Genomic DNA, 20,593 nt, shown 5'->3' with positions numbered 1-20,593 from the left:
TTTATATAAACATAATTTTTATTCTTAAACATAATTTAAAATGCAGAAAGTAGTGTGTTATTTGATTTCGTTCTATGAAATTAACTGTCTAGTATCAACGATCTTATTAACGCTGATATCGGATATGCTTAATTTTATAGTAAATTGTATGAGAAAGATGCAGGATATTATTTAGCTAATAATTATATATAAATTTCAAATCGATGGTTATTAACTACTAAATAAAAATATTTGCTAAATTAATGACTTTGTACACACATTATTTTTAAAGAGGATAAAGTATTTAATAATATTAACAAAATCATTTAATAAATAGTTAAATATATATTCTCTGTTTTTGTGATATTATTCACATGTCGATACATATCAACAAATATCAATCATACGAAAGAAGGTTATAACAATGAAAAATAAAAAACGTGTTTTAATAGCGTCATCATTATCATGTGCAATTTTATTGTTATCAGCAGCAACGACTCAAGCAAATTCAGCTCATAAAGACTCGCAAGACCAAAATAAGAAAGAACATGTTGATAAGTCTCAACAAAAAGAGAAACGTAATGTTACTAATAAAGATAAAAATTCAACAGCACCGGATGATATTGGGAAAAACGGTAAAATCACAAAACGAACTGAAACAGTATATGATGAGAAAACAAATATACTCCAAAATTTACAATTCGACTTTATCGATGATCCAACTTATGACAAGAATGTATTACTTGTTAAAAAACAAGGCTCAATTCATTCAAATTTAAAGTTTGAATCTCATAAAGAAGAAAAAAATTCAAATTGGTTAAAGTATCCAAGTGAGTACCATGTAGATTTTCAAGTAAAAAGAAATCCTAAAACTGAAATATTAGACCAATTGCCGAAAAATAAAATTTCAACTGCGAAAGTAGACAGTACATTTTCATATAGCTCAGGTGGTAAATTCGATTCAACGAAAGGTATTGGACGAACTTCATCAAATAGCTACTCCAAAACGATTAGTTATAATCAGCAAAATTATGACACAATTGCCAGCGGTAAAAATAATAACTGGCATGTACACTGGTCAGTTATTGCGAATGACTTGAAGTATGGTGGAGAAGTGAAAAATAGAAATGATGAATTATTATTCTATAGAAATACGAGAATTGCTACTGTTGAAAACCCTGAACTAAGCTTTGCTTCAAAATATAGATACCCAGCATTAGTAAGAAGTGGCTTTAATCCAGAATTTTTAACTTATTTATCTAATGAAAAGTCAAATGAGAAAACGCAATTTGAAGTAACATACACACGAAATCAAGATATTTTGAAAAACAGACCTGGAATACATTATGCACCTCCAATTTTAGAAAAAAATAAAGAAGGTCAAAGATTAATTGTCACTTATGAAGTTGATTGGAAAAATAAAACAGTTAAAGTCGTTGATAAATACTCTGATAATAAATCATTTAGAGAAGGATAAAATCGAAGGGAAGGATTACAAATGATTAAACAACTATATAAAAATATCACAATTTGTACGTTAGCACTATCGACTACTTTCACTGTATTACCAGCTACTTCTTATGCAAAAATTAATTCTGAAATTAAAGCTGTTTCTGAGAAGAATCTTGATGGTGATACTAAAATGTATACACGTACAGCTACAACAAGTGATAGTCAAAAAAATATTACTCAAAGCTTACAATTTAACTTCTTAACTGAACCTAATTATGATAAAGAAACAGTATTTATTAAAGCGAAAGGAACAATAGGTAGTGGTTTAAGAATTCTAGACCCAAATGGTTATTGGAATAGTACATTAAGATGGCCTGGATCTTATTCAGTTTCAATTCAAAATGTTGATGACAACAATAATACAAATGTGACTGATTTTGCACCAAAAAATCAGGATGAATCAAGAGAAGTTAAATATACGTATGGTTATAAAACAGGTGGAGATTTTTCGATTAATCGTGGAGGGTTAACTGGAAATATTACAAAAGAGAGTAATTATTCAGAGACGATTAGTTATCAACAACCATCGTATCGTACATTACTTGATCAATCTACGTCACATAAAGGTGTAGGTTGGAAAGTAGAAGCATATTTGATAAATAATATGGGACATGACCATACGAGACAATTAACTAATGATAGTGATAATAGAACTAAAAGTGAAATCTTTTCTTTAACACGAAATGGAAATTTATGGGCGAAAGATAATTTTACGCCTAAGAATAAGATGCCTGTAACTGTTTCTGAAGGGTTTAATCCAGAATTTTTAGCTGTTATGTCACATGATAAAAAAGATGAAGGTAAATCAAAATTTGTTGTTCATTATAAAAGATCAATGGATGAGTTTAAAATAGATTGGAATCGTCATGGTTTCTGGGGCTATTGGTCTGGTGAAAACCATGTAGATAAAAAAGAAGAAAAATTATCAGCATTATATGAAGTTGATTGGAAGACACATAATGTGAAGTTTGTAAAAGTACTTAATGATAATGAAAAGAAATAAGTAATAAAAGTTGCCTGCTACATAGAATGTAGTAGGTAACTTTTATTTATATTTGAGTAGATAGATTTATTATGATGTGCAGTGTATGAATCTTGTTTGAGTGTAGAGTAAAGACTTGTATTAATGAAAAATTAAAATTGTTAAGATGATTTTATTAAAATGTAAGTCAATTCAAATTTTAACAATATAACTCGCTTCGACCTTTTAGAACGAAGCGAGTTATTAGTTAGTTGAGCACTATTTACTATAGGCTTTGATTGGATAATGATCTGAAAAATCATTGTAAACGTAGTAATATGGGAACGCATATACATCCCATGGCTTAGGTTTTTCAGTCACAACTTCATTGACTAATTGTTTTGGTTGTTTATGATCTTTATCTGTAAATATATAGTCTAAATGTTCTGGTTTACCATTAGGGTAATTATATTTCGCAATTGAATTTGATTGAGGGTCCCATGTGCTATTATGACCTGCATATAGAACATCATTTACATTCAAGTTTTTAAGCATATCTTTGAACTCTGGAGTGCCTTTATTAACATTAAGGTCGCCACCGATATATACCGTTTCATCTTTAGGGATATTTTTCTTTTTAACAAAGTCACTGATTTCTTTCATTTGTTCAGCTCTAATTTTTCTATCATGTCCAGCACCACAACGTGAATCTTCAGATTGTGTATGTGTACCGATAACGTGAACGTTCTTACCGTTTTTCTCTATTTTTGTATAAACAAAGCCTTTGTTGCTATCATTATCGAATCCACAACCGCTTTTGAAAACATGCTGGATTTTTTCTTTAATAGGATATTTACTTACAATCGCTACGCCACCATCTTCTGCAACAGTTGATGAGTAGCTACCTTCAGTTTTGTCCCACCCTGATTGAGAACGACCGAGTACAGGTGTTTGATAAGGATATTCTTTTTTTACATTACTTAATAATTTATCTGATGCGCCATTATCAAATGCTTCATTGAATATTACGACATCATTATTTTTAATATAAGAAGATTGTCCGATTAAATCAGCGCGTTTATATTGCCCCCAGTTTGGATACAAAACGGTCGATAACATATAAACGTTATGACTGACTAATTTTAAATCAGTATCATCTTTCTTAGTTTCTGCTTTGGCACTATTGTCAGTAAGTGCACCAACTAATAATAAATTTGCTAATGCAAGTGTTGCAACTTTTTTTAGTGAATTGGATTTTGTTTTTTTCACCATCATTATCACTCCTTTTATATAGCTTACAATAAAATAGTCACAAAATTGATTAACTAAAATTAAATTAATTATTAAATCGAATTTATATTTTTAAGCAAATGCTTTTTATATATTAAGACAATGTAAACATATTAGATAAATAAAGTCGGAATTAAGGGTTAGAGGCGAGTAAGCCATTTACATTTAAGGCTTAACATCCATAAAAGCAAACAACTTTTTTGCAACTAAGAATTTAGCAGTTAATCAAAATTAAAAGAACTTTTAACTGTATTAAAGAATTGTTGTTAAAGATAATTTATTATTAATATTCAGTTAATTCAAAAAACGGAGCAGACCTGGCTATAATAAAGTTGCAATCACGAATTACATAAAAAAGGAGAGATAATTTATGAAATTTAAGTCATTGATTACAACAACATTAGCATTAGGTGTTTTAGCATCAACAGGAGCAAACTTTAATACTAACGAAGCATCTGCCGCAGCTAAGCCATTAGATAAATCATCAAGTACATTACACCATGGACATTCTAAAATCCAGGTTCCATATACAATCACAGTGAACGGCACAAGCCAAAACATTTTATCAAGCTTAACATTTAATAAGAATCAACAAATTAGTTATAAAGATTTAGAGAATAAAGTTAAATCAGTTTTATACTTTAATAGAGGTATTAGTGATATCGATTTAAGACTTTCAAAGCAAGCGGAATATACGGTTCATTTTAAAAATGGAACAAAAAAAGTTGTCGATTTGAAATCAGGTATCTACACAGCTGACTTAATCAATACAAGTGACATTAAAGCTATCAGTGTTAACGTAGATACTAAAAAGCAACCTAAAGATAAAGCTAAAGCAAATGTTCAAGTGCCGTATACAATCACGGTTAATGGTACAAGCCAAAACATTTTATCAAGCTTAACATTTAATAAGAATCAAAATGTTAGTTACAAAGATTTAGAGGATAAAGTTAAATCAGTTTTAGAGTCCAATAGAGGTATAACTGATGTAGATTTAAGACTTTCAAAACAAGCGAAATTTACAGTTAATTTTAAAAATGGAACGAAGAAAGTTATAGATTTGAAAGCAGGTATTTACACAGCGAATTTAATAAATTCAAGTGATATTAAAAGTATCAATATTAACGTAGATACAAAAAAACATATCGAAAATAAAGCTAAAAGAAACTATCAAGTTCCATATTCAATTAATTTAAATGGTACATCTACAAACATTTTATCGAACCTTTCATTTTCAAATAAACCTTGGACAAATTACAAAAATTTAACTAGTCAAATAAAATCAGTACTGAAGCATGATAGAGGTATTAGTGAACAAGATTTAAAATATGCTAAGAAAGCTTATTATACTGTTTATTTTAAAAATGGTGGTAAGAGAGTGGTACATTTTAATTCAAAAACTTACTCAGCGAATCTAGTTCATGCGAAAGATGTTAAGAAAATTGAAGTTACAGTTAAAACAGCATCTAAAGCAAAAGCGGAGCGTTATGTACCATACTCAATTGCAGTAAATGGTACATCAACACCAAATTTATCAGATTTAAAATTTACAGGTGACCCACGTGTAGGCTACAAAGATATCACTAAAAAAGTTAAATCAGTATTGAAGCATGATAGAGGTATCGGGGAACGTGAATTAAAATATGCAAAAAAAGCAACTTACACAGTACATTTTAAAAATGGAAAGAAAAAAGTGATTAATTTAAACTCAAAAATTAGCCAACTGAATCTACTTTATGTTCAAGATATTAAAAAGATAGATATCGATGTTAAAACAGGATCAAAAGCGAAAGCAGATAGCTATGTACCATATACAATTGCAGTAAATGGTACATCAACACATATTTTATCAAAACTAAAAATTTCAAATAAACAATTAATAGGTTATCAAGATTTAAATGAAAAAGTTAAATCAGTTTTAAAACATGATAGAGGTATCAATGATATTGAATTGAAATTTGCGAAACAAGCGAAGTATACTATACACTTTAAAAATGGAAAGACACAAGTTGTTGACCTTAAATCAGATATCTTTACAAGAAACTTATTCAGTGCCAAAGATATTAAAAAGATAGATATTGATGTAAAACAACACACTAAATCAAAAAAAATAAATAAATCTAATAATGTGAAATTCCCAGTAACAATAAATAAATTTGAAAACATAGTTTCAAATGAATTTGTGTTCTATAATGCAAGCAAAATTACAATTAATGATTTAAGTACAAAACTTAAATCAGCAATGGCAAATGATCAAGGGATTACTAAACATGACATAGGACTTGCTGAACGCGCGGTGTATAAAGTGTATTTTAAAAATGGTTCGTCAAAATATGTAGACTTAAAAACTGAGTATAAAGATAGAAAAGTATTTAAAGCAACTGACATTAAAAAGGTAGATATTGAACTTAAATTCTAATCTTTAATTTTATAATAAGGCATCTCACAATCGTGGGGTGCCTTTTACATTTGTAGAGATGTGGTGCTTGAATGCTTGAAGTGATTTGCCAAAAGTTATATAAATTTGCACCAAATAAATTAAGTTTTGTTAGGAGAGATGTATAAAACTAATTAGGTATAGCGTTTGACAAGTTGCTGAATAAAATATATCTTATGATGCTTTAAAAGAAGGAATAATTTTAAAAATAAAAAACCAATAATCCGAGTCATATTCATCAGATTATTGGTTGAAGTTAATTATCTTAAGTCATCTATCGCTTTAGCAATTGAATCGAAGACATGTGGGATATCGTCTTTTTCTACACAGCTAAATGCAATACGAATATCTGTTGCATTTAGTGCAATAACACCAATTGAATATTTTTCAATTAAATGTTTACGAAGTTCTTCAGGGTCAACATCATGAACTTTTATTGCCATAAAGTATCCAGAGTTAAAGTCATATGCTTGCCAATATGATCGGTATTGATCAGCATAGACTACTTTCTTAGTGACTTCATAGCGTTCTTTTAATGTTTGAATATTTTGTTCGATTTCGTGATCGAATTGCTTATTATTTTTCAGTACATGTTTAACAGCGCTTTGTGTTGGAAGCGGTCCGCTGGAAATATTGCTTCTAATAAGACCTTTTACTTTGGCTTCTAATACTTCTTTAGTTGTTTGATCAGACGTTCCAAATGTCATAAATCCAACACGGAATCCCCATGCGAAAAATTCTTTTGTTGCACCATCTAAACGAACAGGTAATATTGCATTTGAATGTAAATTAGTTAATGCAGTAAATAATGATTGAGTATACACATCTTCATAGAATAAACCATAGTATGCATCATCCACAACAGCTATAACTTTTGTACCTTTATCAGCTAATGCTTTAATTGCATCGACGATGGTAGTCACTTCTTTATGCGTAGGTGTGTAACCTGTCGGATTATTAGGATAATTTAAAATCATAATGACTTTATCTTTATTGTATGATTGTAAAGCTTCTACTAGTGAATCAGTAGTATAATGTCCGTCTTTATCAAAGATAGGATATGTTTGAAGGTTTGCACCTTTTCTCGTATTGAAAACAAGTTTGTAATTACCCCAATTATGCTCTGGTAACAAGATAGTGTCACCTTGATTTACAAATAAATCGCCAACTAGAGATAAACCATGTGTTAATGCATTCGTAACAATTGGTCGTGACATGTTGTCGATTGATAGCTCTGGATTGTCACGCAACATTTTTTGTTGCCATAAATCACGTAATTCTTCGATGCCTTGTGGTGGCGCATAAGGGAATATTTCATCTGGAGTTAAATCATTAAACATTGCATCTAAAGATGATGCAAACATTTTTCCGTCTTTGTTTGTCGCCATACCTATAGTTGCATTATATGTTGTACTCTTTGCTTCAGCAGATTGAGATAAAATGCCTTTTGGATAAAACATATTTTGACCTAAGTCAGATAACATTGCAAAGGCAGTTGCATTTGACTGTTGAATTTGTTCATTTAAGCTTTGGGCTAAAGGATTCATTATTGCTTAACCTCTCTTTAAAAAAATTGTATGCCTATATATTATCTTCAATTATACCAAATATAAAGTGTTGTTGGTGAATTAACGAATAATATGTAAAATCTGCTACCAAAATACGAACATATGTTCTGTTTTTGTGTTAGAATATGTATAGGTCATCCTTCAGTATGATACTTTAGTCGAACGGAGGTGTAGTGTAATGATGTGGTGGCAAGAAGGGATGATGACACTTATTACAGGTGGCTTACTAATTATTTTTCGACTTTGGTTAGAACTGAAATGGAAAAATAAAAAATGATCCTACACACATAAATAACCCCAAGTCTGCTGGTACCAGACTTGGGGTTGTGTAGTATAATTCTGTGGATACACTTAAATAATATCATTGAACACAATATATCGCAATCAATAATCATTTTGATTGAATGGTTTTGTTGCGCTATTTTAGTTGAAAGTGATTAGTACCTTGAACTTTTGAAATTCAATAACTTATTAAAAAAATTTATATTTGTTATAATGTCGATGTTGAGGTGAAATAAATTGAAACATCTAACAAAAATATTTGTAGTACTTGCAATTATTTTATTTATTATTGGTTATTATTTACAAGCAACTAATCATGAAAGTCAAGGTATAAAATTATTATTAGCAGCGATTATGTTTATGATTTGTGCTTTTATAAGTAGAAGTAATGATTGACGTAAAAATAGTAAATAGGATTGACTGTTTAAAACGATTGTTTATGTTGACGCTACGGTTGTCACGTAGAGATTAAAGACATTCGTTTTAGCAGTCTTTTTTATTGAAGTAGACAATGCAAGATTAAATGGTAGTGTCATTTCATTTTATTCAACTGCTAGTAATACAATACTCAGTGTTATTTCTGAAGACTGGTTGATAATGAGACATGCATATTTACAAAACTGTGTATATTGTGTATATTGTATATATACAGAAGGCGATAGGGGGACGTTGATGAAAATAATTTTAAAAAACAATAGTGATTTTCCGATTTATGAACAGATTAAGCAACAAGTAAAACAAAATATTTTAAAGGGACATGTTGTTCCTGGAGAGCATTTGCCGTCAATGAGAGAACTTGCCAAAGATCTTCAAGTAAGTTTGATTACTACCAAACGTGCTTATGAAGATTTAGAGAAAGACGGTTTTGTTACAACAATTAGAGGAAAAGGGACCTTTGTTAAGGAGCAAGATAGTTCTATTTTAAAAGAGAAACAATTTTTTACCATTGAAAATTTGGTTAAAGAATTGGTTAATGAAGCGCAAGCAATCGAAATGTCACTTGAGGAACTTCAAGATATTTTAACGTTCATCTATGAGGAGGAATCATCATGAATGCCATAGAATTAAGTAATGTTAATTATTCAAGTGATCAGTTTAATTTAAAGAATATCTCTTTCAAAGTTCCTCAAGGTTTCGTCACTGGTTTTATTGGTAGAAATGGCGCTGGTAAAACCACAATAATAAGGTTAATTATGGATTTGTATCAACCACAAACTGGTGTTATTAGAGTATTAGAAGAGGATATGGCTCTCAATCCGATAGAGTTAAAGAATAGAATTGGGTTTGTTTACGCTGAAAATTATTTTAATGAGAGATGGACTACGAAGCAACTTGAAAAAATGATTGCCCCTTTTTATAGTAACTGGGATCATCAAGTATTTCAGTTTTATCTTGAAAAGTTCGATTTACCAATCAATAAATCAATAAAAACATTTTCAACTGGCATGAAAATGAAATTATCATTAGCAGTTGCATTTTCACATCATGCTGAATTGTATATTTTTGATGAGCCTACTTCAGGTCTTGATCCCTTAGCTAGAAATGAGTTATTGGAGATAATTCAGCAAGAATTAATTGATGAAAATAAAACAATATTCATGTCGACACACATTATCTCAGATTTAGAAAAAATAGCTGATTATATCATTCACTTAAGTGACGGTGAAGTTATCTTAAATGGTTCAAAAGAACAACTGTTACAAAGATATCAAGTTGTGAGTGGAGCCCTTGAAGATTTAGATGAAGAATTGGCTGCTTTGCTGATTTACGAAGAACATAAGCGTACGGGATTTATAGGATTAACAGAACATGCACAAGTATTTAAAGAAATTTTAGGTCATAAAGTGAATATCACTACACCTTCTATTGAGAACTTAATGGTTTATCTTGAAAAGAGAAAACCTAAATACCATGAAAACATCAAATTGATGGAAGAAGGTTTTTAAATGAAGGCATTGTTAATTAGGAATTTTAAATTACGACGATATACACTTATCATCTATGTTCTATTATTAACCTTATATCCTTTTTATATAATGCTTGACTCAACAAAGTTCTTTTACCTATTGCAATCTTTTATAAGTCCAACAATATTGATTATTTGGATTTTAGATGCTGGTCACTTATTTAGACTCAATCGTAGATTAGGTGGTAATGATTCATATTATTTTTATATGAGTTTACCAGTGTCAAAAAAACAATTGCTTAATGCCAACTATATTACATGCATTGTTTTAACATTAATTGGAACGCTTGTTATTAGTTTATATGCTTATGAAGCAAATGTGATTGAACCAAATTCAATCTATTTTTCAACTGCATATGCATTTGTCATATCTAACTTCTTGTCTATACCAATTGCATTTAGTCAATTTACAGAATTGCGTAGAGTCAAAGTGCCATATGGTATATACGTGTTTACTATTATCATTTTAGTTCCATTTTTATTTTCAATTGCAATAGTGTTGGTGAATTATTTTGTTCTAAGTCAATCATCATTCCCAGATTTATATTCATATATTTTAAATATTGGTTTTCTAATTATAAGCATTGTTATACTTATTGTTAATTATTTTAAACAGCTCAATAAAATAAATACTAGAAAATTTAAAGGAGGCAGTCGATGAAATTAGAACATATTACAAAAAAATACGGCTCAAATGTCGTTTTAAATGATATTGATTTTGACTTTGGCGATAGTAGAATTGTCGGATTAATAGGAAAAAACGGTGTTGGTAAAACAACCGTTATGAAAGTAATGAATGGTAATATTATTAAATTTGATGGAAAAGTAGACATTGATAATGCAGATAATATCGGTTTTTTAATTGAGCATCCTAAATTATATGATAATAAATCAGGATTGTATAACTTGAAATTATTTGCACAAGTATTAGGTAAGGGTTTTGATAAAGCATACACAGACAAAATTATAGATGCATTTGGTATGAGACCTTATATTAAAAAGAAAGTTAAGAAATATTCAATGGGGATGAAGCAAAAGTTAGCAATTGCAGTATCTTTAATGAATAAACCTAAATTTTTAATCTTGGATGAGCCTACAAATGGTATGGATCCAGATGGCTCAATTGATGTGCTGACTACAATTAAGTCTCTAGTAAATGAACTTGATATGAGAATTCTAATATCAAGTCATAAGTTAGAAGATATTGAATTAATTTGTGATAGAGCTGTATTTTTAAGAGACGGACATTTTGTTCAAGATGTAAACATGGAGGAAGGTGTTGCATCTGACACAACGATAGTTACTGTTGATCATAAAGACTTTGATAGAACTGAAAAATATCTTGCAGAGCATTTCCAATTACAAAATGTCGACAAAGCAGACGGACATTTAATGATCAATGCACAAAAAAATTATCAAGTTATACTAAAAGCATTATCTGAATTAGATATTTATCCGAAATATATTGAAACACGTAAAAGTTCATTGCGTGATACGTACTTCAATATAAATCAAAGAGGTGATAAATAATGAGAATTTTAAATTTAGTTAAGTATGATTTTTATAGTATATTTAAAAGTCCTTTAACATATTTAGCGATACTAGTCGTATCTAGTTTGATTGCAACTCAAAGTATACTTATGGCAAATTCGATGGATAACCCGAAACATATTATTGTCTATGGATCTGTATTTGCTGCAGCAAAATGGTTATTGTTAATAATTGGATTAATGTTTGTTGTTAAGACAATTACGCGTGATTTTTCACAAGGTACAATTCAACTATATATGAGTAAAGTTAAAACACGCGTTGGATACATTATTTCGAAAACAATTTCAATTATTTTAATTTCAATATTATTTGCAGTAATTCATTATGTGATTTTGATTGTTGTGCAGGCATCTAGTAATGGAAAAAATTTGGCGTTTTCTAAATATGTAGATAATTTATGGTTCTTCCTAATCTTTTTACTATTCTTTGGCTTGTTTTTATTCTTAATCACACTTGCATCACAAAAAACAGCAATGATATTTTCATTAGGTGTATTTTTAGTACTCATTGTACCGTTTATTAAACCTTTTATTACATTTATCCCAAGATACGGTGAAAAAGTTTTAGATGCTTTTGATTATATCCCTTTTGCTTACTTAACTGATAAAATGATTAGCTCTAACTTTGATTTTAGCAATTGGCAATGGGTAATTTCATTAGGTTCTATAGTGATATTCTTCATTTTGAATATCTTATATGTCGCTAAAAAAGACATTTAATAAAAATAATTTTGAGGTTGGGAATTTTAAATTTTCCCAACCTCAAAGTTTGTCTTATTGTAAATTTATTTATTTTCTAATTTATTTAGGATGGAATTATAAACTGCTTTCCAAAATGAAGCGTCAGTTTTATAGCGGTTTGATATAACTAAGTGTGTTTCTTTTTCTAAATCTGCATAGTCTGGATGATCTTTGCTCGGTAATTTATCAGAACGAACATCAGTTACAAATTTTTGGACTTCATTTGCTCTTGGTCCCCAAACTGTTTCTTGTTCGAATTGATCATTCAAGAATACGAAGATAGGAATTGCACGTGATTTACCATTTGTTAAATATTGATCGATCAGTTTTGTATCATCATCTCTATGGAACACGCGTACTTCTAAATTTAATGCTTCACTGATGTGTTTTAGAATTGGGAGATTCATCATTGCATCTCCACACCAGTCTTCAGTAATTACTAATACTTTAGAATAATTCATCTCTTTTATTTTTTTGATGCGTGAATCATCTTCTGGTAACTCAAATGATTGATAGATACTGAGAACGGTATCTTGATTTGTCTTCATTCCATCAATGTATTCATTTAAGGGTTGGCTATTTTTGAAATAAGTTTCTAAATTTGTCATTGTAAAAACCTCCTTTAGCATTTACAACATTATACCAATTTATAGTAATAAAAGGTAATGAAATAAATTAATTGCAAATTCTTTGTTAATTTTTGTTAAGGATGAAACGGGAAGCACCTTATGCTATATTTAAATAAGTACAAAGAAAGGGTGACATCAGTGCGTATTCAAAATCGCTGGGTTGTGTTTATATTATTTTTAATCTGTTCTTTTGGTGTATTAATTGGTTTATATCAATATCGTCATACGAAAACTGTGGATTTGTCTAATCTTGAAATAAACGATATTAAATTAAATGAGAAGTTTGATAAAAAAGGCTATGAAGTAAATAAAAAAATTAAGTTTGATCGTTTTAAATTTTATAACAGTAAAGCTCACCCTGACCTTACCGTTAAAGTGAGAGAAAAGGATAACATCGTTAAGGGGATAATATTAGTAAGAGATGAAAAGATACATACTAATTTTGATGGGGGAATTGGTTCGCCGATAAATAACGCGATTGAAAATCTTGGGTTCGGATATAAAAGAACAAAAGTTGGCAATGATTTCTCATCGGTAAAGTATATTGATAGAGATAACCATTTAAAATTAAACTTACTTTATCAAGATTTAGAAATTAAACGTATTGAATTTTTTAGTAAATAGCTTTAGGTCTTAAAGTTATAAAAAACGAATGAATAATTTTATTGGGATGAGTGACCTATATGAACAAGATTACTTATTTAAATGAATTAGAAACAGCACTTGATGCGCTACCTAGGCATTTAAGAGATCAAAAAATGTATGAATATGAACGTTATTTTTATGAGCAAGAACTTAATGGCGTTGATGAAGAGGAAATTTTAAAGAAGTTAAAAGACCCACAAGATGTTGCAGCTGAAACAAAAGCTAGAAGTGTTATTGATTATGCTGAATCTAAACCAACATTTGAAAATATTTCAAGAGCTGTTGCTGCTTCATTAAGTTTAGGCATTCTATCTATTTTTGTCATCCTTATACCAGTATCTATAGTTGGATTATTTGTATTAGCATTATTTTTAATATCACTTTTGCTGCTGTTTTGTCCAATTATTTTATTAGCATCAGCAATATCCAGAGGAATTGTAGACTCAATTAGTAATGTATTTTTTGCCATATCATATTCAGGATTAGGATTAGTATTTATCATTGTCATATTTAAGATTTTAGAATACATTTATCGTTTAATCTTAAAATATTTACTTTGGTATATTAAAACTGTCAAAGGAAGCGTTAGAAAATGAAGAAATTCTTTTTTATTGGGCTTTTAGTGTTTGTTGTCTTTTTTACAGCAGCAACCATTATTTGGTTCAGCTATGATAAAAACAAATATGGTACTAAACAATATGATAAAACATTCAAAGACGATGCTTTTGACAATGTATCTATAAATTTGGATAGTACAGAACTTCGTATAAAACGGGGGAATCAATTTAGAGTTAAATATGATGGTGACAATGATATATTAATTAATATAGTAGATAAGACGTTGAAGATTAGTGATAAAAGGTCTAAGACAAGAGGATATGCAATTGATATGAATCCTTTTCATGAGAATAAGAAAACTTTAACGATTGAAATGCCTGATAAAATGATTAAACGTTTAAATATATCGTCTGGAGCAGGAAGTGTTAGAATCAGTGATGTTGATTTAGAGAACACAAGTATTCAAAGCATTAACGGTGAAGTAGTTATTAAAAACTCAAATCTTGACGCACTAGATTCAAAGACAAATAATAGTTCTACTTATATTAGTAAAAGTAACATTAAAAATAGTAATATTAAAGTTGTTATTGGTACGCTACAAATCGACAAGAGTCAAATTAAACAATCCATATTTTTAAACGATCATGGTGACATTGAATTTAAAAACATGCCATCAAAAGTAGATGCAAAAGCTTCTACTAAACAAGGAGATATTCGTTTTAAGTATGATAGTAAACCTGAAGACACTATACTAAAGCTAAATCCGGGAACGGGTGATAGCGTAGTTAAAAATAAAACATTTACTAATGGTAAAGTTGGGAAAAGCGACAATGTTTTAGAATTTTATACGATTGATGGTAATATCAAAGTTGAATAAATAAAGGATGTAAGCACCGATATTAGGAAGCATAATTTCTCTAATATCGGTGTTATTTATTTGTTGGCAAAAGTTAAGTCGGTATCTATATTGCCAGTAAAGTGAGTGATATTAAGCTCTTGACCATCTAACCATGATTTGAAATCTATTATTTCTGGTGGCGCATTTTCTCCCAATGTAAAATATGCAGTTAATGTTTCAGGGTGATACATTGATGTATGGATGGTGCCAGACCAGCTTTTGAATAGTTTACTGTAAATTTCATACTGAGGATTATTGAATAACTTAAATGCTGTAGTCATATCTAAATTATCATTAGTTTGTGAAATGGTACGCGCCAGTCTTTCTTTAGATTCTTTTGTATAATTGCGATTTTCATGTGTTAATATTTCAAAATGATTTGTACATATATTATCATAACGAACATCTATTGATCTCGGCGTCACTTCAACAATTGCATGGTTCAATGATTTGTCCATCAGTATGTAGCTAAATGAGCTTCTGTGTGGTATTTCTTTCAATAATTGGATTGCTTCTGTTACATTTCGGCAATTTTCAAGAATTAGACGACCAATCATATAACATACAAAACCATTTGCTGGTTTCTTCCGGTGCATAAAGTTATAGCCCATAGTTAATCCTGACTCATTCATACCATCCATTCTTCCAGTTACCCTTGATACAGGACCAATTTGAGCTAAACCGCTATCTGTAGGTTGATATAGTAAGTAGCGACCATCATAAGTTGCAGGGTGGTAATCATAATTTCTAACCATGAAGTCTTTGCCTTGAAAGACCGTGCAACCACTTTCTTTTAAATCGGTAAAACGATAATGTCCAAAGTTTAAAATAATTTGGCGTGTTGGCATTTTGAGTATACTTTGTAGTCCCATTAATTCTTCCCATATTTGAGGTGCGTAAGTTTGGAATATTTGATAAGTTTCATTTACATCTATATCGAAACGTGGGACACGTTTTTTCCATTCTTTTTCTCGATTTTTTAGAAGAGGTGTTTGTTGAAGCCATTTACCAGTTTTAACACCTAACTCGAAATGTGAACCTCTAAAAGTCATAATATCTGATGTCACTTGTTGCATATCATCGGCCCCTTTCTTTTTAGTTGTAATATATTGTAAATAAATAGTAATCGTATGTATATTGAATGTCATGTTAAATAAAGTTATATTTTACTAAATGAAATATAAAATTGTTTGAGGTGATTTCTCGGTGTATAAGACTTATCAATCAGTTAAAACATATTTTTATAGATGGTGGGGATATTAAGTTAAAAACTTAAAATCATCTTATCATAAATAACAATCTTAAGTTAGCATTCACGATAATAGTCATTGTTAACATTAGCATATAAGGTCATGTCACGTTGAAACAGAGGTTCCTCGGCATTTTTGAAAATAATCATTAGCTTGCTCGCTATATAATTTGATGAATATATTTCGTAAAAGTGGGTATTTATTTAATGATTATTCTATATATGATAGTATAATGAAATGTAGATAGGTATTTAATTTAACAGAGGTGAAATTGAGATGTGGAATTTTATTAAATGTGTGTTTAAATTCGTATTTAGCTTAGTTGCTATTACAACATTAGTTGCTGGTGTTGGTGTAGTAGCATTTGCTTATATCTTTAAAAAAGATTTTGAAGATATTGAAAGAAAAACTAAAGAAATTATTTCTGATATCGAAAGTAAAAATAACTAATAACATTTAGGCAAGGACAATATAGATTGTTCTTGCCTTTAATTATGTTCAAAGCATTAAGGTAACAAGACAATATCTAAGATATCAAAGATAGAAATTTTTTGACGTTGTTGCTGATTGTAAACATAACCATCAATTTCATAATTAATAGCATCAATACGATAAATGGTTAAGCGTACTGAATCTACAAAGCCATTATTATAAAATTTAACTTCTACAGGTTGGGCATATTGTAGCGCCTCGTGTAGCCGAATGTTTAGCTCAGCCAATTGATCATCTGATAATACAGGACGTGTAATTTTGTTTTGGTCGATAATGTATTGTTGAATCGTTTCGAATTGTTCGGGTAATGTTGCAAAAGGTTATATATATATTGAAGAATATAGACTATTTTGTTTAAAATGAATCATATTTTAAGAAAAAATGAACAAAGTAAAAATATTAAATAGTCTTTTTTTATTACGTGTAATAAGTTTAATATGTATGATGTAAAAAGAGTTCGAATAGTGTATACTTATACTATTAAAAATTAGAAATGAGATTATTATGAAAATAGTAGAAGTAAAATCTAAGAATGGTATCAATTTTATGATTTTAGATGGTAATAATGAACCTATAGTAGATGCAGTAAGATATTTGAAGTATCTGGATAGTGTTAATAAAAGTTTAAATACCAAGAAAACCTATGCCTATGCACTAAAAAAATTTTTTGTTTACTTAGAAAGTAAAAAGATATGCTATAAAGAAGTTAGTTTTGATAACTTTGTTGATTTTATAAGATGGATGAAAACACCTTTTGAATATGAGAATGTCCTCTCTTATCACCGAAAAGGAAAAAGCATTAGTCCTAAGACAATTAATCTGACTATTACTGTAGTATCTAATTTTTATGATTATCTCTATAGGAGCAAAAAATTAGATGTTAATTTCTATGATTTTATACATACGGAAAGTAAATACTCTAAAAAATATAAAAGTTTCATGCATCACGTAAACAAGGACTATGGAATGTTGAAAAATATTTTGAAAGTAAAAGAACCAAAGAAAAAACTAGAAGTGTTAACCAATGTTGAGGTTAAGAAATTATTAGGAGCAGCTAATAATATTAGAGATAAATTCTTAATACAATTATTATATGAAACAGGATTGCGTATAGGTGAGGTATTATCATTACGCATTGATGATATCAAATTTGATTTTAGAAAAGGTCACCAAATAGTTTTGAAAAATAGATTTAATAGCAATGGTACTTATTTAAAAACTGGTGAAAGAAAAATATTTATTTCTCAATCGTTAATTGATTTATATGACGATTATGTGTACGAAATAATTGACGAACTTTCCATATGTTCTGATTATCTTTTTGTAAAAATAAAGGGTAGAAATGTAGGAGAAGCTATGCATTATAGTGATATATATTCATTATTTAAAAGGCTAAAACATAAAACATCTATAAATGTTCACCCCCATTTATTTCGCCATACACATGCAACTGTTTTTTATAATGAAACTAAGGATATTAAACAAGTTCAAGAAAGACTCGGTCATAGTAATATACAAACGACTATTAATTTATATGTTCATCCCACTGAAGAAGATATACGTGAAGATTGGAATAAAGTTAAGCATCAATTTCAAGTTTTTAATAAAGGGGAATAACTATGTCAATACCAATTAATTTACCTACAAACAGTACTATGATTAATGAATTATGTACATTACAAAGTAGAACTATAAACATAAAAGGAGAAGTGCTAATAACTGAAATATATGATGATTACTTTTTAAAAAATGATGAATGGCACATTTCAGCTTTTAACAAGTTCGAGCAATTTCAAGATAGTATCAAGAACTATAAAGACAAAAGAAAAAATATTTTCTTTAGGATTAAAAGTGAAAATTTGAATTTAGAATTTAAATACCTTTTTTTGAAACTTATAGTTAAAGAGGATTGGTCTTTATCTAATGTATTTAATACTGGAGCAGTGAAACTTAACAAGATTGCTGAGTTCTTTAATGAAGTTTATCCAAATTTAAATTCTTTACTAGATTGTGATATTAATATGTTAGAAAAGTACTGGTTTAGTTGGTTGACTAAAAATAATATACCTATAAAAAGAAAATCATCAACAATAGTTTTTGGTGATTATGAACATAAAAGTGGACTAGCTTCTTTTTTAAAGAATATGTATATTAATCTAAATAAATTTATTGATAAGCGAGAAGAATGGGAAAAAGATAAATGGGATATTAGAAATTTAGAAAAATATGGATTGAGTTATAATAAAACACTAACTGGTAATTATTTGAACTTTGAAAAAATTGAGTCAATTAAAATGCGAGAATTAGCAAAAAAATATTTAAAAAATCGTTTGATAACTGGTGATATAGCATTTGCTACAGCAAGATTTTATATAAGAGTTTTGACTAGGTTTTTTCAAAATATATCTAAAAATAAAGAAACAAGGAATAGTTTAAATGAACTAGATAGATGTCATATCGAAGCATATATAGAATTTTTATTTGAATATGCTAATAGTAAAAATGTGCAAAGTTCTAGGAACTTCGTTAGAGAAGAATTAAAAGCAATTAGAAGGTTCTTAAATGATATTGCTAGTCAAAATTATGATATAGCCCCCTCTGAAGATATACGTTTTTTAATTTATCCTCAAGACTTTCCTAAGCGCGAAAAGAAAAATAGTAGCCAAATTGATTATATCCCAGATTTTGTATTGGAACAGCTTTTTGAGCATATAAATGATTTGCACAAAGATTTAATACCTGTAGTTTGGATAGCTTTTAAAACAGGACTAAGAATTTCTGATGTATTAACATTAAAAAATAATTGTCTTGCAAAAGTTAATGGAAAGTTTTCAATAATTACTGATATTGCTAAAACTTTTGTTAAAGGACATAGGATACCAATCGATAATGAATTAGCTGATATAGTAGCAGTTTTAATAGCCAATTCTAAAATTAAAAGTACAAAAGATAACAACCCTAATAATTATATTTTTGCTATTCATAAAGGAAAAAGAAAAGGAATGCCCTTTACACAGCATATGGTCAGAGCACACTTAAATCATTTAGCAAAAACAAAAAATATTCTTGATGAACAAGGTGAAGTCTTCCATTTCAAAACTCATCAGTTTAGACATACCTATGCAGTGAAATTGTTAAATGGTGGAGCAGATATATTAACCATACAAGAATTATTAGCACATTCCTCACCAGAAATGACACTCAGATATGCTAAGTTACTTGATGATACAAAAAGAAAGGCTTTTGAATCAGTTATTGATCAAGGGGCTTTTAGTTTTGATGTTGACGGTAAAATTAAAAATATACAGCATAGTAGTGAATTATCAGAAAAAGCATTGAATTCTTTATGGCAAGAACATAAATTAAACGCAATGGACAATCCTTATGGTACTTGTCATGCTAGATTGAGCGGTGATTGTCCATATATGGAAGCTCCGCCATGCTTAACTTGTAATTCTGGGAAACCATGTAAGGATCTAGCTATTGGATTTTCTGATTTAGATGTTGAAAAATATGAATTACATATCAAATCAACGGTCAAATCTATAGAATTAGCTAAAAATAATAATAGACAAGATATGGTTGAAAAACATACTAATATATTAAATAAATATGAAGAAATATTAGGTAATATAAAAGATGGAAACATTATATTCGGGAGAAGTAATAGAATAAAAGTATAGAGGTTAAGATGGGAAAATTTAATAGATGTCAATAGCGGTTTAAAAATGCTGTTTTATGGCGGTTTGAAAATGTCGTTTTTTAGCGGTTTAAGATTGTCGTATATTTAATGATTTTTCGGTTTTATAATCTTTTAATCGATATGATTCTCCAG

At 29.1% G+C, this 20,593-nt stretch carries 20 protein-coding genes and 1 pseudogene; 16 read left to right on the top strand and 5 right to left on the bottom strand.

The features are described 5' to 3' along the window. Window positions 1–403: 403 nt before the first annotated feature. The gene (lukH, locus tag IDG65_RS06985; RefSeq protein WP_000791416.1) at window positions 404–1,456 is read left to right on the top strand and encodes a bi-component leukocidin LukGH subunit H; all 1,053 of its coding nucleotides are present in this window, start codon (window positions 404–406) and stop codon (window positions 1,454–1,456) included. Window positions 1,457–1,477: 21 nt separating this feature from the next. Beyond that, window positions 1,478–2,494 (top strand): bi-component leukocidin LukGH subunit G, encoded by a 1,017-nt coding sequence (gene lukG, locus IDG65_RS06980; protein ID WP_000595402.1) that lies wholly within the window; start codon window positions 1,478–1,480, stop codon window positions 2,492–2,494. A 237-nt stretch (window positions 2,495–2,731) separates the two neighbouring features. On the opposite strand, the gene sph is transcribed toward lukG, so the two are convergent. Beyond that, the gene (sph, locus tag IDG65_RS06975; RefSeq protein WP_001670393.1) at window positions 2,732–3,724 is read right to left on the bottom strand and encodes a sphingomyelin phosphodiesterase; all 993 of its coding nucleotides are present in this window, start codon (window positions 3,722–3,724) and stop codon (window positions 2,732–2,734) included. Window positions 3,725–4,112: 388 nt separating this feature from the next. Here sph and eap point away from each other — a divergent pair, with 388 nt between their 5' ends. After that, a complete protein-coding gene (gene eap, locus IDG65_RS06970) occupies window positions 4,113–6,161 on the top strand; it encodes an extracellular adherence protein Eap/Map (RefSeq protein ID WP_000669724.1) in 2,049 nt (682 codons plus the stop codon). A gap of 278 nt (window positions 6,162–6,439) precedes the next feature. Here eap and IDG65_RS06965 read toward each other — a convergent pair whose 3' ends face one another. Further along, a complete protein-coding gene (locus IDG65_RS06965) occupies window positions 6,440–7,726 on the bottom strand; it encodes an aminotransferase class I/II-fold pyridoxal phosphate-dependent enzyme (RefSeq protein WP_001068520.1) in 1,287 nt (428 codons plus the stop codon). A gap of 199 nt (window positions 7,727–7,925) precedes the next feature. Between IDG65_RS06965 and IDG65_RS06960 the strand changes: the two genes are divergently transcribed. From IDG65_RS06960 to pmtD, 7 genes are all read left to right on the top strand, one after another. Then, on the top strand, window positions 7,926–8,024 hold the full coding sequence (locus IDG65_RS06960; RefSeq protein WP_000990056.1) for a Trp-rich small protein: 99 nt from the start codon (window positions 7,926–7,928) through the stop codon (window positions 8,022–8,024). Window positions 8,025–8,266: 242 nt separating this feature from the next. Further along, window positions 8,267–8,425: an SE1626 family protein gene (locus tag IDG65_RS06955; RefSeq protein ID WP_000681967.1), complete on the top strand. Its 159-nt coding sequence runs from the start codon at window positions 8,267–8,269 to the stop codon at window positions 8,423–8,425. A gap of 276 nt (window positions 8,426–8,701) precedes the next feature. Next, the gene (gene pmtR, locus IDG65_RS06950; protein ID WP_000691586.1) at window positions 8,702–9,082 is read left to right on the top strand and encodes a PSM export ABC transporter transcriptional regulator PmtR; all 381 of its coding nucleotides are present in this window, start codon (window positions 8,702–8,704) and stop codon (window positions 9,080–9,082) included. Beyond that, complete coding sequence (gene pmtA, locus IDG65_RS06945) at window positions 9,079–9,975, top strand: phenol-soluble modulin export ABC transporter ATP-binding protein PmtA (protein ID WP_000991299.1); 897 nt, start codon at window positions 9,079–9,081, stop codon at window positions 9,973–9,975. The genes pmtR and pmtA overlap by 4 nt, the downstream gene beginning before the upstream one ends. Continuing rightward, window positions 9,976–10,656 carry a phenol-soluble modulin export ABC transporter permease subunit PmtB gene (gene pmtB, locus IDG65_RS06940; RefSeq protein WP_000645731.1) on the top strand — a complete coding sequence of 227 codons (681 nt, stop codon included), beginning with the start codon at window positions 9,976–9,978 and terminating at the stop codon, window positions 10,654–10,656. Further along, window positions 10,653–11,525, top strand: a complete 873-nt coding sequence (gene pmtC / locus IDG65_RS06935) for a phenol-soluble modulin export ABC transporter ATP-binding protein PmtC (protein ID WP_000763048.1) — start codon at window positions 10,653–10,655, stop codon at window positions 11,523–11,525. Before pmtB ends, pmtC begins: the two co-directional genes overlap by 4 nt. Next, complete coding sequence (pmtD, locus tag IDG65_RS06930) at window positions 11,525–12,265, top strand: phenol-soluble modulin export ABC transporter permease subunit PmtD (protein WP_001221654.1); 741 nt, start codon at window positions 11,525–11,527, stop codon at window positions 12,263–12,265. Before pmtC ends, pmtD begins: the two co-directional genes overlap by 1 nt. A gap of 65 nt (window positions 12,266–12,330) precedes the next feature. On the opposite strand, the gene IDG65_RS06925 is transcribed toward pmtD, so the two are convergent. Next, window positions 12,331–12,894: a thioredoxin family protein gene (locus tag IDG65_RS06925; protein ID WP_000182843.1), complete on the bottom strand. Its 564-nt coding sequence runs from the start codon at window positions 12,892–12,894 to the stop codon at window positions 12,331–12,333. A gap of 120 nt (window positions 12,895–13,014) precedes the next feature. Between IDG65_RS06925 and IDG65_RS06920 the strand changes: the two genes are divergently transcribed. From IDG65_RS06920 to IDG65_RS06910, 3 genes are read left to right on the top strand one after another with little or no spacing between them, the layout of a single operon-like run. After that, window positions 13,015–13,539 carry a membrane protein gene (locus tag IDG65_RS06920; protein ID WP_000966288.1) on the top strand — a complete coding sequence of 175 codons (525 nt, stop codon included), beginning with the start codon at window positions 13,015–13,017 and terminating at the stop codon, window positions 13,537–13,539. 59 nt (window positions 13,540–13,598) lie between these two features. Further along, a complete protein-coding gene (locus IDG65_RS06915) occupies window positions 13,599–14,156 on the top strand; it encodes an HAAS signaling domain-containing protein (protein ID WP_001033968.1) in 558 nt (185 codons plus the stop codon). After that, the gene (locus IDG65_RS06910) at window positions 14,153–14,995 is read left to right on the top strand and encodes a DUF4097 family beta strand repeat-containing protein (protein ID WP_000713068.1); all 843 of its coding nucleotides are present in this window, start codon (window positions 14,153–14,155) and stop codon (window positions 14,993–14,995) included. Before IDG65_RS06915 ends, IDG65_RS06910 begins: the two co-directional genes overlap by 4 nt. A gap of 56 nt (window positions 14,996–15,051) precedes the next feature. Here IDG65_RS06910 and IDG65_RS06905 read toward each other — a convergent pair whose 3' ends face one another. Further along, the gene (locus tag IDG65_RS06905; protein ID WP_001188075.1) at window positions 15,052–16,092 is read right to left on the bottom strand and encodes a C45 family autoproteolytic acyltransferase/hydrolase; all 1,041 of its coding nucleotides are present in this window, start codon (window positions 16,090–16,092) and stop codon (window positions 15,052–15,054) included. A gap of 450 nt (window positions 16,093–16,542) precedes the next feature. Here IDG65_RS06905 and IDG65_RS06900 point away from each other — a divergent pair, with 450 nt between their 5' ends. After that, entirely contained in the window at window positions 16,543–16,716 is a 174-nt protein-coding gene (locus IDG65_RS06900) for a hypothetical protein (RefSeq protein WP_000267034.1), read from the top strand. Between the two features lie 56 nt (window positions 16,717–16,772). Here the strand turns inward: IDG65_RS06900 and IDG65_RS06895 are convergent. Next, window positions 16,773–17,078, bottom strand: a pseudogene (locus tag IDG65_RS06895) (YolD-like family protein); the annotation flags it as partial. 184 nt (window positions 17,079–17,262) lie between these two features. Between IDG65_RS06895 and IDG65_RS06890 the strand changes: the two are divergent. Both IDG65_RS06890 and IDG65_RS06885 read left to right on the top strand, forming a co-directional pair. Beyond that, on the top strand, window positions 17,263–18,375 hold the full coding sequence (locus tag IDG65_RS06890; protein WP_000706211.1) for a tyrosine-type recombinase/integrase: 1,113 nt from the start codon (window positions 17,263–17,265) through the stop codon (window positions 18,373–18,375). Between the two features lie 2 nt (window positions 18,376–18,377). Further along, entirely contained in the window at window positions 18,378–20,441 is a 2,064-nt protein-coding gene (locus IDG65_RS06885) for a tyrosine-type recombinase/integrase (RefSeq protein ID WP_000026855.1), read from the top strand. Window positions 20,442–20,593 lie beyond the last annotated feature (152 nt).

This window comes from Staphylococcus sp. EG-SA-17 (genome assembly GCF_017151845.1).
Classification (GTDB): Bacteria; Bacillota; Bacilli; order Staphylococcales; family Staphylococcaceae; genus Staphylococcus; species Staphylococcus aureus.
The sequence above is the reverse complement of the archived record's forward strand: the minus strand, read 5'-3'. Positions and strand labels throughout refer to the sequence as shown.

Excerpts from the sequence above, each read along its gene's own strand:
- lukH (WP_000791416.1), top strand. The coding sequence starts at position 404 with ATGAAAAATAAAAAACGTGTTTTAATAGCGTCATCATTATCATGTGCA.
- lukG (WP_000595402.1), top strand. The coding sequence starts at position 1,478 with ATGATTAAACAACTATATAAAAATATCACAATTTGTACGTTAGCACTA.
- sph (WP_001670393.1), bottom strand. The coding sequence starts at position 3,724 with ATGGTGAAAAAAACAAAATCCAATTCACTAAAAAAAGTTGCAACACTT.
- eap (WP_000669724.1), top strand. The coding sequence starts at position 4,113 with ATGAAATTTAAGTCATTGATTACAACAACATTAGCATTAGGTGTTTTA.
- IDG65_RS06965 (WP_001068520.1), bottom strand. The coding sequence starts at position 7,726 with ATGAATCCTTTAGCCCAAAGCTTAAATGAACAAATTCAACAGTCAAAT.
- IDG65_RS06960 (WP_000990056.1), top strand. The coding sequence starts at position 7,926 with ATGATGTGGTGGCAAGAAGGGATGATGACACTTATTACAGGTGGCTTA.
- pmtR (WP_000691586.1), top strand. The coding sequence starts at position 8,702 with ATGAAAATAATTTTAAAAAACAATAGTGATTTTCCGATTTATGAACAG.
- pmtA (WP_000991299.1), top strand. The coding sequence starts at position 9,079 with ATGAATGCCATAGAATTAAGTAATGTTAATTATTCAAGTGATCAGTTT.
- pmtB (WP_000645731.1), top strand. The coding sequence starts at position 9,976 with ATGAAGGCATTGTTAATTAGGAATTTTAAATTACGACGATATACACTT.
- pmtC (WP_000763048.1), top strand. The coding sequence starts at position 10,653 with ATGAAATTAGAACATATTACAAAAAAATACGGCTCAAATGTCGTTTTA.
- pmtD (WP_001221654.1), top strand. The coding sequence starts at position 11,525 with ATGAGAATTTTAAATTTAGTTAAGTATGATTTTTATAGTATATTTAAA.
- IDG65_RS06925 (WP_000182843.1), bottom strand. The coding sequence starts at position 12,894 with ATGACAAATTTAGAAACTTATTTCAAAAATAGCCAACCCTTAAATGAA.
- IDG65_RS06920 (WP_000966288.1), top strand. The coding sequence starts at position 13,015 with ATGCTATATTTAAATAAGTACAAAGAAAGGGTGACATCAGTGCGTATT.
- IDG65_RS06915 (WP_001033968.1), top strand. The coding sequence starts at position 13,599 with ATGAACAAGATTACTTATTTAAATGAATTAGAAACAGCACTTGATGCG.
- IDG65_RS06910 (WP_000713068.1), top strand. The coding sequence starts at position 14,153 with ATGAAGAAATTCTTTTTTATTGGGCTTTTAGTGTTTGTTGTCTTTTTT.
- IDG65_RS06905 (WP_001188075.1), bottom strand. The coding sequence starts at position 16,092 with ATGCAACAAGTGACATCAGATATTATGACTTTTAGAGGTTCACATTTC.
- IDG65_RS06900 (WP_000267034.1), top strand. The coding sequence starts at position 16,543 with ATGTGGAATTTTATTAAATGTGTGTTTAAATTCGTATTTAGCTTAGTT.
- IDG65_RS06890 (WP_000706211.1), top strand. The coding sequence starts at position 17,263 with ATGAAAATAGTAGAAGTAAAATCTAAGAATGGTATCAATTTTATGATT.
- IDG65_RS06885 (WP_000026855.1), top strand. The coding sequence starts at position 18,378 with ATGTCAATACCAATTAATTTACCTACAAACAGTACTATGATTAATGAA.